Genomic DNA, 12,884 nt, shown 5'->3' on the forward strand with positions numbered 1-12,884 from the left:
CGCTGGGAAGGGAACGCCAGTCTAGGCCGGGGAAGGCGGATCCTCGCTTGCGCGACGTTGACACCCGCAACCAATTTCACATTCATCGCGATGAAGCGATATTATTCCGGTCCCGTCTCCTCCCGCGCCGTCATGACCGCCCTCAGCTTCGAGTTCTACCCGCCCAAGACCGACGAGCAGCGCAGCCAGCTGGACCGTACGGCCAGCAAGCTGAAGGCCTACGCGCCCGAGTACGTCTCGTGCACCTTCGGCGCCGGCGGCTCCACGCTCAGCTACACCTCCGAGACCGTGCGCCACCTCAACCAGCACCATGGGTTCGAGGCCGCACCGCACCTGTCGTGCGTCGGCGGCAGCCGCCAGGAGATCCGCGAGCTGCTCAAGTTGTACCGCGCCATCGGCTGCCGGCGCATCGTCGCGCTGCGCGGCGACCTGCCTTCGGGCATGGGCCACCCCGGCGACCTGCGCTACGCCTCCGAACTGATCGAATTCATCCGCAGCGAACACGGCGACGCCTTCCACATCGAGGTCGGCGCCTATCCGGAGACGCATCCGCAAGCCGCGGACGCGCTCACCGACCTCAGGCACTTCAAGGCCAAGGTTGATGCCGGCGCGGACGCGGCGATCACCCAGTACTTCTACAACGCCGACGCCTATTTCCACTTCGTCGACGCGGTGCGCGCGCTCGGCGTCGGCATCCCGATCGTGCCCGGGATCATGCCGATCTCCAACTTCAGCCAGCTGCGGCGCTTCTCCGAACAGTGCGGCGCGGAGATCCCGCGCTGGATCGCCAAGAAGATGCAGGCCTACGGCGACGACGTCGAAGCGGTGCGCGACTTCGGCGCCGACGTGGTCGCCGCACTGTGCGAGCGGCTGCTGGCCGGCGGCGCTCCGTCGCTGCATTTCTACACGCTCAACCTGTCCAAGCCGACCAGCCTGGTACTGCAGCGGCTGCGCGGCTGAGCCGACGGTGCCGATGGAGGACGTTCTCCCGCACCTGGACCGGCCGCGCACGGCAACGCGGCCTATCCCGATAGCGTCGGCAAGGCCTAAGCTGCGCGGATGCGTCCGATCCTCCTGCTGTCATTGCTGTCCGTGGCCGCGCCGCTCCATGCCCAGCAGATCCATCGCTGCACCGGCCCGGACGGAACCGCCGTGTTCACCGACCGCCGCTGCGAGGACGTCGGCGCCCTGGCGCGCCTGCCGCCCGCCACCCGGCTCGACGGCGAGGCCGGCCTGTACCGCCACGGCTGCCCGCGCCGCCTGAGCGAACTCGTCAACGCGTTGCGCTCGGCCATCGACGCCCACGACGTGAACCGGCTGTCCAGCGTCTACCTGTGGCCCTCTCTCTCCGACCAGGCCGCCAACCGCGTGCTGACGCAACTCGAAGCCATCGCCGAACGCCCGCTGGTCGATATCGCCCCGCTCTATCCGGAAGCCCGCGGACCGCTTCCGCCCGATGCCGCGACAGCCCCTCCCAGCTCGCCACGACCGTGGGGCCTGCGCCTGGAACAGACGCTGGCGAACAACAGCACGCCATCGCGCACGATCCTCACCCTGCGCCGGCAGTACAACTGCTTCTGGGTGAGCTTCTGAATCGAATCGCGTCGCACCGCCAAGCCAAGGCCCGTCGGGACCGGAGTCCCGCCCCACGGGAAATCCCGCAAGGGTCCCCGTTCCACGCCCCGGGAAGCCCCAGGAACATGCGAACCGCCCCACGAGCCGACAAAACCTGCCCCGGAAAACCCGGGCGAACCAGGGATTGCCGAAACGGCGTGCCACGGATTCGACGGATCGCCGACAATCCGAACTGCTAGCCTTCCAGCCCCGATCCACCGACCTGCGAGACACCGACATGCCAGTCAGCTACTCGATCAGCCTGCCCGACCCCGCACGCGCCCGCGGCAGCGATGCCTCCGTGAGCTTCACCGCGCACGGCGCGGAAGCCTTCGCGGAGCAGTTGCAGGCGGCCCTGGCCGACCCGTCCTGGTTCGAGCGCTGGCGTGCATTGCAGCCGGACCCGGACGAAGTGGACCCCAGCATGGGCATCACCGACCCCAACGCCCGGGTCGCCGGCGAACAGAAGGACCTGCGCATCAACCTGGTCGCCACCACCACCATCCCCGGCGACATCCTCAAGCACCGCATGCACGTGCTCGCCGGTTCGCACTGGGAACTGCGCAACGTGCGTTGAGCACCGCTTTCTGCAGCAGCCGCTTTTCTGCGGGAGCGGCTTCAGCCGCGATCGGGTTTTCTCATTTGAAATCCCTGCACATGGATGTGCAGGCTGTTGCAGAGGGACCTGCATGCAAACCCCGTCGCGGCTGAAGCCGCTCCCACGAATTCCTGGTCCTCAGATTTCGCGCGCGACGCGGCCGCCTCCCAGCGACAGCCGCCACTTCAGGTTCACGCCCAGGGTGCCGAGCACGATCATGCCCAGGCCGAGCACCTGCACCCCGCCGAGCCGGTGGCCGTACACCAGGTAGTCCAGCAGCAAGGTCACCAGCGGATAGACGAAGGCGACCACCGCGATCGTCGCCACCGGCAGGTGGCGGTACGAGGAATAGAACAACACGTAGACGATGCCGCTGTGGATCACGCCCAGGCCGGCCAGCCAGAACCAGTGCGGCCCGGGATGCAGCGCCGCGCCGTCGGCGAACCCCGCCAGCATCAGCGTGCCGACGCAGCATTGCACCGTGACCACCGCGAACGGCCGCTCGCGCCCGATCCGGCGCGACATCAGCAACGACGCGCCGCACAGCACCGCCGCCAGCAGGGTCAGGCCGATCCCGGCGAGATAGCCGGCATCCGCCTGGTGCAGCAGGCGCACCGGATCGGCCGAACCGACCACGCCGACGAACGCCAGCGCGGTCCAGCCCCAGTCGGCCGGGCGCGTGCGCTCGCCCTGCACCAGCGCGGCCAGGATCAGCATCACGAACGGGAAGAAGTGGTAGACCATCGTCGCCACGCCGATCGACGAGCGCGCCATGCCGGCGAACAGCGCCACCCAGTTCAGCACCAGCAGCACGCCCGAGGCGATCGCCCCGCCCAACAGCGCGCGGTCGCGCCATAACCCGCGCAGGTGGCCGCGCGCCGCGCCCCAGGCCAGCAGGAACAGCGCGCCGAACAGGCAGCGGTAGAACACCGCGGTGATCGGGTCCTGCCCGCTCTCGTGCACGAACACGCCGACCGAGCCGATCAGCACTTCGCCCAGCAACAGTTGCAGCAGCGCGGTGCGCGAAGCGCCGCGTTCGGGGACGTCCATCGGGGAACTCCTGTGGGGAAGGGAACGTTCGCTCAGATCTCGATATGGCCCTGCAGGTACTGCACGGTGCCCCCGGCGACATGGACGCGCCCGCCGTCCACCCGGCAGCGCAGCAGGCCCGTGCGCGCCGAGGCCTGCAGCGCGACCAGTTCGTCGCGCCCCAGGCGCGCGGCCCAGTACGGTGCCAGCGCGGCATGGATCGAGCCGGTCACCGGATCCTCGGCGCCGCCGTTGGCCGGCCAGAAGTAGCGCGACACGAAGTCGTGGCGTTCGCCCGGCGCGGTCACCGCGACGTCCAGCGGCGCCAGCGCCTTCAATCGTTCGAGATCGGGCGCCACCTCGCGCACCTGGCGCTCCTCGGCATACACCGCGATCCAGGCCTGCTCGTTGCGCAGCACCTGCTCGGGCGCGATCGACAGGCCGGCCAGCAGCGCCCGCGGCGCGCGCGCCACCGGCTGCGGGCGACGATTCGGGAAGTCCATCTCGAACCCTGCCCCGTCCTCGCTGCGCGATATCCGCAGCTCGCCGACCGCGGCGGCGCGCACGACGATCGGGAACGGCGCCAGCGCCCGTTGCGCGACGACATGCGCACTGGCCAGCGTGGCGTGGCCGCAGAAGGCGATCTCGGTCAGCGGCGAGAACCAGCGGATCGCGAACGCGCCATCCGGCTCGCGGCGCAGGAACGCGGTCTCGGACAGGTTGTTCTCCGCGGCGATCGCCTGCATCAGCGCGCGCGGCAGCCAGTCCGGGACCACCACCACCGCGGCCGGATTGCCGCGGAAGCGCTCGTGGGCGAAGGCGTCGACGATGCTGATCGGAAGTTCCAAGGCGCGGCCCTGCAGGGGAGGAAGCACGGCGCGGTGCCGGCGACAGCAGGCTAGCCGGCGTGGCACGACCGGTACAGGATCAGTTATCGTGGAAATCGACCAGTACAGATCGGGCCGCCATGCTGCTCTACGAAGCGCTTGCCGCGCAGTTGCGCGGACAGATCGCCGGCGGCGTGCTGCGCGCCGGCGAACGCCTGCCCTCGATCCGCCGCCTGGCGCAGGCGCATGGCGTCAGCGCCGCGACGGCGGTGCAGGCCTGCCTGCAGCTGGAACGCGAAGGCCTGGCGTCGGCGCGGCCGCGCTCGGGCTATTACGTGCGTCCGCAGGCCGCCGCCCCGCACAGCCCGCCGCCGCGCCGGCGCGCGCCGAGGACGGTCAGCAACCCCGCGCTCCACGGCCTGCTGGACATGCTGGCGCGCAGCGACCTGCTGCCGCTGCATGCCGCGGTTCCCGCCCCCGCCCTGCTGCCGGGCAACGCGTTGGCCGCGGCGCTGTCCCGGAACCTGCGCCGCCACCAGGCGCAGGCCCTGGACTACGCCCCTCCGCAAGGCCATCCCCCGCTGCGCCGGATGATCGCGCAGCGCTACGCGCAGCTCGCCACGGCGGTGAGCCCGGACGAGGTCGTCGTCACCGCCGGCGCGATGGAAGCGATCAGCCTGGCGCTGCGCACCGTCGCCGGACCCGGCGACGTGGTCCTGGTCGAGACGCCGACCTATCACGGCATCCTGCAGGCGGTGGCGGCGCTGCGGTTGAAGGTGGTCGAACTGCCGCATCGTCCCGGGGGCGGGCTCGACCTGGCGCGGCTGGATGCGCTGCTGCAGCACTCGCCGGTGCGCGCCGCGGTGCTGGTACCGAACTTCCACAACCCGCTCGGCAGCGTCGCCAGCGACGCCGACAAGCGGGCCCTGCTCGCCAACTGCGCGCGCCATGGCACGGTGGTGATCGAGGACGACATCTACGGCGACCTCGCCTGGTCGGGCGAGCGCCCGCTCCCGCTGCGGCACTTCGACGAGCGCGGCCTGGTGATCACCTGTGGCTCGTTCTCGAAGACGCTCTCGCCCGGCCTGCGCATCGGCTGGCTGCTCGGCGCGGGCTGGACCGACGCCCTGGTGCGCGCCAAGTACTACGCCACGTGCGGCAATCCGGCACTGCCGCAGCTGGCGCTGGCCGACTACCTGCAACGCCACGACCAGGAACGCCACCCGCGCCGGCTGCGCCATGCGCTGTCCGGCAATGCGCGCCGCCTGCGTGCGGCCGTCGAGCGGTACTGGCCAGCGGGCACGCGTTGCAGCGAGCCTGCCGGCGGATTGTCGCTATGGCTGCAATTGCCGCCCGGCGGCGACGGTGGCGCGCTGTTCGAGGCCGCGCTGGCCGAAGGCATCGGCATCTCGCCAGGCCCCCTGTTCTCCAGCCGCGGCGACTATCGCGACCACCTGCGCCTGAGCTGCGGCCTGCCTTGGGACGCGACGCTGGACGCGGCGCTGCGCCGGCTCGGCGAGCTCGTGGCCGCGCAATTGCGCTGAGCCCGCACGCGGCGCCGGCAACGCGGTCCGTAGCCCCCCGCCCTGCCCTGCCTGGCCGTGGGCGGCAAACCCGGCGAAATATATCGGAACGACAGGGAAATATAACGACACGGAACGTATACAAAAGGAAAGCAATAGCCTCCAGAATCGGCACATCCCCTGAAAGGACCGTGCCCATGCCATCGATTCCCGTACGGATCGCCCGGATCCCCCTTCTCGCCATGGCATTGTCCTGCGCGATCGCGTCCCCCGCGGATGCCGGCCCGCCTGGCGATGCGCTGCAGCCGAGCGGCCGTTTCGACGTCTATGCCGCGGGCGCGGCACGGACGCCGCCGATGGGCTTCAATCCCTGGAACGCGTTCCGCACCGAAGTGGACCAGGCCAGGATCCTCGGCGTCGCCGAAGCGATGCAGCGGCGCGGGCTGCAGGCCGCCGGCTATCGCTACATCAACGTCGACGATGGCTGGTGGTTGCGCCGGCGGGACGACGGCGGCATCCAGATCCGGACCTCGATGTTCCCCATCGCCGGGTCGGCGGACGGGCGCACGGATTTCCGTCCCTGGACCGACCGCCTGCACGCAATGGGCTTCAAGGCCGGCCTCTATACCGACATCGGCCGCAATGCCTGCTCACAGGCTTTCGACCGCCACAGCCCGAACCTGCCGGCCGGCAACGTGGCCGAGCGCGAGATCGGCCTGCAAGGGTTCGAATATTCGGACTTGAAGACGATGTTCCAGGACTGGGGCTTCGACTACATCAAGGTGGACGCCTGCGGCGTGGCCGATTTCGGCCCCGGCAGCACGCCGGTGCGCGAGGAACGCTACCGGCCGCTGCGCCCGCTGATCGTGCGCGACGATCCGGTGCGGACCGATGCCGACGCGCTGGAAACCCGCTACGAGCGCATCGGCCGCCTGCTCGCGGCATTGAATCCCGACAACGACTTCGTGCTTTCGATCTGCCCCTGGGGCCAGGCGGGCGTGCGCGACTGGGGCGGACGCCACGGCAATCTCTGGCGCACCAGCAGCGACATCGAACCGACCTGGGAAAGCATGCTGCACAACTTCGACACCGCGACGCGCCGCGAGTTGTACGCCGGCCCCGGCCGCTGGAACGACCCGGACATGCTGGCGGTGGGCCTGGGCGACTTCGACGCGGCCCACCTGGAACAGGCCCGCACGCATTTCTCGATGTGGACGATCCTGGCCGCGCCTCTGCTGCTCGGCTTCGACCTCGTGCACGCCCCGGATGCCCTGGTCGAGCTGCTGTCCAACCCCGAGGTGATCGCGGTGAACCAGGACCCGGCCGGCAACCAGGGGATACTGGCCGTGGACGAGGACGGCGTGCAGGTGCTGGTGAAGCCGCTGGCCGGCCGCGGCGAACGCGCGGTACTCCTGCTCAATCGCGGAGAAAAGGACGCGGTGGCGCGCGTGGACCCCGTCCAGCTGAAGCTCCGCGCGGGCACGCCATACCGCGTGCGCGACCTGTGGGCGGGGCGGGACCTGGCGCCGGCGAACGCGGCCCTGCAGTTCCCGCTGCACCCGCGCCAATCGGTCCTGCTCAAGGTCAGCGGCACGCCGGTCGATCCGGAGGCCCGCCTGCTCACCGAGATGACGGCCCGCGTCCACGTGGCCGCCGGGGGCCATCCGCGCTACAGCTCGGCGCTCACGGAAGCCACGGGCATGCCGCGCGCCGACGCCACGCCCTACGGCCAACCGCTGCAGGTCGGAGGCAGGCGCTATCCGTACGGCATCGGAGCGCATGCCGATTCGCGCCTGGAAGTCCTGGCCCAGGGCGAGTTCACGCGCTTCACCGCACGAGCAGGCCTGCAGGACGGCGCCGACGCGGGCCGCGTGGTGTTCCGCGTCTATGGCGATCGCCGGCTGCTGTTCGAGGGGACCTCCCGTCGCGCCGGAACGGCCCTGCGCATCGATGTTCCGATCGCGGGCGTGAAAGTCCTGGAGTTGGTGGCCGCCGCTCCCGACGCCAAGGACGGCGCGCTGCCGCCGCTGGTGAGCTGGGCCGATCCGCGGCTGCACTGAGCACGCCCGCTCCGCGCACGCCGCCGCGCGGAGCGGGATCGCCCACGGCGATCCAGTGGACCGGCACGCGCGTCGCTTCCGGTCGCGCGCGAGGAGCCCGGCGGCCCGCGGCGCCATGCGAACGCACCAGCGTCGCATCGCACGGACAAAAAAAGGCCGTCGCGCTGGGAAGATCGCGACGGCCATGGGGCCGTCCGGGCAGCACGGCCCGGACGGATGCCAACTTCAGAACTTCATCGCCAGGCTCAGCTTGAACGAACGGCCATAGCGATAGTAGCCCTGCGACAGCAATGGATTGCCGTTGATGCTGTAGGTCTGCTCGTCGTCAAGCAGGTTGTCCCCGTCCAGCGACACGCTCAGGTGGTCGTTGATCGTGTACGACACGTGCGCAGTCAGCCAGGTCAGCTTGTCGGCCTGCTCGTTGTAACCCTGCCCGAGGACATTCGTGGCGGTGACGAAACCGTCGGTGTGGTCGGCCTGCGCGCCCAGCGACCAGGCGCCCCGCTCGTACATCAGCCCCAGCGAGTACACCGCGGGCGCGATGCCCTCGAGAGGACGCTCCTCGCCATCGACGAAGCTCTTGGACCAGTTGCGGGTGTACTGCGCGCGGAAGCCGAAGCCGTTGGACCAGAAGTGCTGCAGGCCGGCCTCGATGCCGCGGACCTTGGCGTAGTCGCCGTTGATCGGGCGCATGATGTTGAACAGGTGCCCCGGGACGCCGATGTCCTGCCCGGTCTCCCAACTGGTGGTGATCTGGTTCTCGATGCGCTTGTAGAACGTGGCGACGTTGAAGATCGAGTTGTCGCCGAAGTACCACTCCAGCGACAGGTCGCCTTGCTTGGCCTCGTACGGCTTGAGGTCGACGTCGCCGCCGTAGACCTGGGTGAAGTCGCCCCAGGACACGCTTTCGGTGGTGCTGGTCGGCGCAAGCTGCTCTACCGACGGGCGCGCCATGGTCTTGGCCGCGCCGATGCGCAGCTGCAGCGCATCGGTGAAGTGCCACACGAAGTTGGCCGCGGGCAGGAAGAAGGTGTAGTCCGAATCGTTGCGGATCGCGGTGGGGTCCTCGTACTCGACCGTGTAGTTGAACGAGCCCAGTTCGGTGATGCTGGCGATCTTCGCGTCCCAGGCCTGCGCGCTGGTCTCGGTCTTGCCGAAGCGCACGCCGATGTTGCCATCCCAGCGCTCGCCGGACAGATCGGCCTGCAGGTAGAACGCGCGCGTTTTCTCCCCGACGCGGTAGCTCTGCAGCGGGTTCCAGCTGGGCGCGGCGGCGCTGTAGTCGTAGACGCCGCCACCCGGGCGCGGCTGGCCGTCGTAGGCCTGCAGCGCCCGCAGGTAGGCCGGCACGTCGAAGCCCAGGAAGCTGTGCGGGAACTGCGCGCGCACGCCGCTCATGAAGCCGGGCAGCGAATAGCTGTGATCGATCACCTGGCCTTCCAGGTCGCCGACATTGATCGCGTGGTCGCCGGAGTAATAGTCCGCCCCCCCATCGACCGCGTTGGTGACCAGGTCGCGCGACTTGTCGCGGTCGGTCAAGGTCACGCCGAAATGCAGCCGGTCAAGTGCGCCGCGGCCGACGAACAGGTCGCCGGACAGCGTGCCGCCCTTGATCTCGTCGCGGATGTTGTCGCCGGACAACTCCATGTAGTGGGTGTTGAAGTCCGAGTCGCCGAACTGCCCGTTCTGCAGCCCGCTGATCAGGTCGCGGCCGTCGTCCAGCCGGACGTCCACGTTCGGCACGGCCGCCCCGCTGAGGCTGACGCGGGCGGTGTTGGGCTGGTTCATGCGCAACACGACGTAGGTGTCCTGGCCGCCGGAGATGCGCTTGGAGGTGGAACGGTAGACGTCGCCGGCCAGGGTCAGGTCGTCGGTGACCCGCCATCGCGCGTTGGCGCCGTACAGGTCGGTGTCCACGACGCGATGCGTGGTCTGGTTCAGCACCTCCGGATTGAGGCGCATCTCCGGGTCCGCGTTGTCCATGGTGAAGCCGGTGACGATGCCGTCGCGCATGGTGATGTCCGACCAGCGGCCCGGCGCGTAGAGCGTGTAGTAGGACTGCTGGTAGCCGACCTGCGGCGAGTCCAGCCGCGTCTTCAGCCCGTCCACCACGAGGCGGAAGTCGTCGTTCGGCCGCCATTCCAGCTTGCCGGTATAGGCGGTGCGCTTCTTGTCCTCCAGGATCGAGCCGACGCGGAACTGCCCGGGGGCGATCAACCCGTACTCGTCGGGGTCGAGCTCGCCGTTGCCGTTGGGGTCGATGTTGCCGCCCCAGGCGTTGCCTTCCCAATCACTGCCCGGATCGGGGTTGCGGGTCCAGCCGCCATCGTTGCCGGCCACGTCGGTGCGGTCGCGGCGATTGGCATAGACCGCGCCCACCAGGATGCCGATGGTGTCGTCGGCGAAGGTGTTGCTGAACACGCCGGAGAACTTGCGCCCGTTGAAATCGGACATCGTGTTGCGGTCGCCTTCCGCGCGCAGCACGCCGTGCATGCCCTTCTGGTCGAACGGGCTGGCCGAGCGCAGGTTGACCAGGCCGCCGATGGCGCCCTCGGTGTTCTGCGCCTCGGCGCCCTTGATGACGTCGGCGCCGCTGATCACGTCGGCCGGCAGCACGTCGTAGGCGAAATCGCGGCCGGCGCCGTCGGTGGCCAGGATGCGGCCGTTGAACGTGGTCAGGGTGTATTCGGGGCCGAGGCCGCGCACGCTGACCTTCTGGCCTTCGCCGCCGGCCGTGCGCGAGATCGCCACGCCGGTGATGTGGCTGAGCGAATCGGCCACGTTGTCGTCGGGGAACTTGCCCAGTTCGAGCGCCGTGATCGAGTCCTGCACGGTGGCCGAGTCCCGCTTGAGCTCCACCGAGCGCGCCAGGCTGGCGCGCACGCCGGTGACCGTCACCGTATCGAGCGTCAGCGCCTGATCCTGCCCCTCGGCGGAGGCCGGCGGGCTTTCCCCGCCGCTGGACTGGGCGAAGCTGCTGAACGGCATCAGCAGGGCGATGGCGATGCCTCGGCAGAGCATCGTGCGGTGCAGCTGGACAGTCTTCACGGGCCTCTCCTCCAAAGACGGTGACATCTGGCTGACTAACAAACGAAATCGAGCCTAAATGATGTTTCGTTTTATATCAATAGCGAAATTTAACGAAATAACGCATACTCGCGCCCTGAAAGGAGGTCCTTCGATGTCCGCCACCCGCGATACCAGCCAGCGCCGCCTGCAGATCAGCGAACTGGTGCGCCAACACGGCAGCGTGCAGGTCGCCGCGCTCGCCCGCCGCTTCGGCGTGAGCATGCAGACCGTGCGCAAGGATTTGCGCTACCTGGCCGAACGCGGTGTGATGGCCCGCGCCTATGGCGGCGCCATCGACTCCAGCATGGTCGGGATGGCGCCCAGCGAGCCGCACTACGAGGCCAAGCGCACCGTCCACCTGGACGAAAAACGCCGCATCGGCCAGCGCGCGGCCGCCCTGGTCAAGCCGGGCGACACCATCGCCATCGACTCGGGCACCACGGCCATCCAGCTGGCCGAGGCCTTGCCGAACATCGAGGTCACCGTGGTGACCAACGACTTCGGCGTGCTCACCGCGCTGACCCCCAAGAGCAACATCCGCATCGTCATGCTCGGCGGCGAACTCCGCCGCAAGAACATGGCCTTCTACGGCGGCCTGACCGTCGAGGCCCTGGACGCGCTGCACGTGGACCGCCTGTTCCTCGGCGTCGACGGACTGGACCTGGAGCGCGGGATCACCACGCATTACGAGCCCGAGGCCATGCTCAACCGCAAGATGGTCGAGGCCGCACGCATGGTCGTGGCCATCACCGACAGTTCCAAGTTCGGCAGGATCTGCCTGCACAGGATCATCCCGGTGGGCGACCTGGACGTGCTGATCACCGATACCGGGGCCCCCGAGGACCTCCGCCAGGCCAGCCAGCACCTCGGCTTCGACCTGCAACTGGCCTAACGGCCGGCGCCGTCGGGCCGGTCCCGACGACCGGACGGCGCCCCCGATCGCCGCGGCTAGTGCCGCGGCGCGGCGAACTCCCGCACGGCGTTTTGGTAGTAGATCTTGTCGATGACCTCGCGCGGCAACGCCAGGCCCGGCACATCGGCATCGACCGCATCGATGTACTGGCTTTCGCCGGTGGCCAGGTAGCGCCAGTCGGAACGCCAGGCCGCTTCGGCGGAGCGCCTGAACTCGGCCGGATCGCCACCCGGCTCGAAGGTCAGGTCGGTGCCGTACAGCAACCGGTCCTGGTAACGAACGAAGAATCGGCGCACCTTCTCCCGGTCGCGCAACGACTGGTACTGCACTTGCCCCATGCGCGCGGCCAGGTCGACCGTGGCATTGGGGAAGCGATCGAGGAAGCCAGCCAGGCGATCGACGTCGTACTCCAGGCTGGCCATGTGCGCCCCGACGAAGCGCAGCCGCGGATGCGCCGCGACGAAGCGGTCGCGCGCGGCCATCAGGTCCTCGTAACCGGGCTGCTCCGGATGCAGGTACATGTGGTACTGCGGATGCCGGGAGAAATACTCGCGGTCGTTCCGGGTGGTCATTTGCGCCAGCGGCAGCCAGCAGTTGTGCGGCTCGCCCTGGTGCGCGATCAGCGCCACGCCGAGCGCGCGCACCTGCTCGGCGACCGGCGCCAGCCCGGGATCGTCGAGCATGATCATGCGCCCCTGGGCGTCCTTCTCGACCATGCCGACGTTCTTCCATATCTTCACGGCGGTGGCGCCCTGCGCGACCGCCTGCCGCAGTCCGGCATCCACGCGCGCCTGCCAGCCGGGCGTGCCGAACCCCTGCATCGAGAACGTCGCCGCCCAATGCACGCGCGCCGGGTCGGCGCGGTGCTGCGCGAGCGCGATCTTGCGCTGCACGTCCAGCGGGGGAAAGTCCGGATAGTCCACGTTGATCGTCATCAACTCGAAGCCGTCCGCGCGCGCCAGGTCCAGGAAGGCCGCGTCATCCGCGTTGTAGTGCACGTGCGCGTCGTACTTGCGCACGCGCGCGAAGTCGTCCATCGAATAAGTGCCCGCCCGCTCCGGCCCTGGCGCCTGCGGCGCCGGCGTCGTCGTGGCAAGGGCAACGCCGCACGACAGCGCGGCAAGCAGGCCGGCCACACGGGCGGCAGGGCGGGCGGCGAATGAAGCTGACATCATCGACTCCGTCGTTTCGGTAAGGTAACGAAACTTAGATATCACATATCGCAACAAATGTGTTGCATCCATCGCTTCG

At 69.2% G+C, this 12,884-nt stretch carries 10 protein-coding genes; 6 read left to right on the forward strand and 4 right to left on the reverse strand.

Annotation, left to right across the window (positions count from 1 at the left end):
- Window positions 1–132: 132 nt before the first annotated feature.
- The 3 genes from metF to M3M27_RS16640 all read left to right on the forward strand — a co-directional run bounded on the left by metF (window position 133) and on the right by M3M27_RS16640 (window position 2,191).
- Window positions 133–960 carry a methylenetetrahydrofolate reductase [NAD(P)H] gene (gene metF / locus M3M27_RS16630; protein ID WP_140723976.1) on the forward strand — a complete coding sequence of 276 codons (828 nt, stop codon included), beginning with the start codon at window positions 133–135 and terminating at the stop codon, window positions 958–960.
- A gap of 99 nt (window positions 961–1,059) precedes the next feature.
- A complete protein-coding gene (locus M3M27_RS16635) occupies window positions 1,060–1,593 on the forward strand; it encodes a hypothetical protein (RefSeq protein WP_434026322.1) in 534 nt (177 codons plus the stop codon).
- 259 nt (window positions 1,594–1,852) lie between these two features.
- The gene (locus M3M27_RS16640; protein WP_140723981.1) at window positions 1,853–2,191 is read left to right on the forward strand and encodes a hypothetical protein; all 339 of its coding nucleotides are present in this window, start codon (window positions 1,853–1,855) and stop codon (window positions 2,189–2,191) included.
- Window positions 2,192–2,350: 159 nt separating this feature from the next.
- On the opposite strand, the gene M3M27_RS16645 is transcribed toward M3M27_RS16640, so the two are convergent.
- Window positions 2,351–3,262 carry a DMT family transporter gene (locus M3M27_RS16645; RefSeq protein WP_434026323.1) on the reverse strand — a complete coding sequence of 304 codons (912 nt, stop codon included), beginning with the start codon at window positions 3,260–3,262 and terminating at the stop codon, window positions 2,351–2,353.
- A gap of 32 nt (window positions 3,263–3,294) precedes the next feature.
- A complete protein-coding gene (locus M3M27_RS16650) occupies window positions 3,295–4,089 on the reverse strand; it encodes a PhzF family phenazine biosynthesis protein (protein WP_434026324.1) in 795 nt (264 codons plus the stop codon).
- 119 nt (window positions 4,090–4,208) lie between these two features.
- Between M3M27_RS16650 and M3M27_RS16655 the strand changes: the two genes are divergently transcribed.
- Both M3M27_RS16655 and M3M27_RS16660 read left to right on the forward strand, forming a co-directional pair.
- The gene (locus M3M27_RS16655; RefSeq protein WP_434026325.1) at window positions 4,209–5,612 is read left to right on the forward strand and encodes a PLP-dependent aminotransferase family protein; all 1,404 of its coding nucleotides are present in this window, start codon (window positions 4,209–4,211) and stop codon (window positions 5,610–5,612) included.
- 221 nt (window positions 5,613–5,833) lie between these two features.
- Window positions 5,834–7,651 carry an NPCBM/NEW2 domain-containing protein gene (locus M3M27_RS16660; RefSeq protein ID WP_434026326.1) on the forward strand — a complete coding sequence of 606 codons (1,818 nt, stop codon included), beginning with the start codon at window positions 5,834–5,836 and terminating at the stop codon, window positions 7,649–7,651.
- 225 nt (window positions 7,652–7,876) lie between these two features.
- Here M3M27_RS16660 and M3M27_RS16665 read toward each other — a convergent pair whose 3' ends face one another.
- On the reverse strand, window positions 7,877–10,699 hold the full coding sequence (locus tag M3M27_RS16665) for a TonB-dependent receptor (protein WP_434026327.1): 2,823 nt from the start codon (window positions 10,697–10,699) through the stop codon (window positions 7,877–7,879).
- 133 nt (window positions 10,700–10,832) lie between these two features.
- On the opposite strand from M3M27_RS16665, the gene M3M27_RS16670 reads away from it, so the two are divergent.
- Window positions 10,833–11,612, forward strand: coding sequence for a DeoR/GlpR family DNA-binding transcription regulator (locus M3M27_RS16670; protein ID WP_434026328.1), 780 nt, complete (start codon window positions 10,833–10,835; stop codon window positions 11,610–11,612).
- Window positions 11,613–11,668: 56 nt separating this feature from the next.
- On the opposite strand, the gene M3M27_RS16675 is transcribed toward M3M27_RS16670, so the two are convergent.
- Window positions 11,669–12,805, reverse strand: coding sequence for an amidohydrolase family protein (locus M3M27_RS16675; RefSeq protein WP_434026329.1), 1,137 nt, complete (start codon window positions 12,803–12,805; stop codon window positions 11,669–11,671).
- Window positions 12,806–12,884 lie beyond the last annotated feature (79 nt).

Origin of the sequence: Xanthomonas boreopolis (assembly GCF_046529185.1) — a bacterium.
GTDB classification, from domain to species: domain Bacteria; phylum Pseudomonadota; class Gammaproteobacteria; order Xanthomonadales; family Xanthomonadaceae; genus Pseudomonas_S; species Pseudomonas_S boreopolis.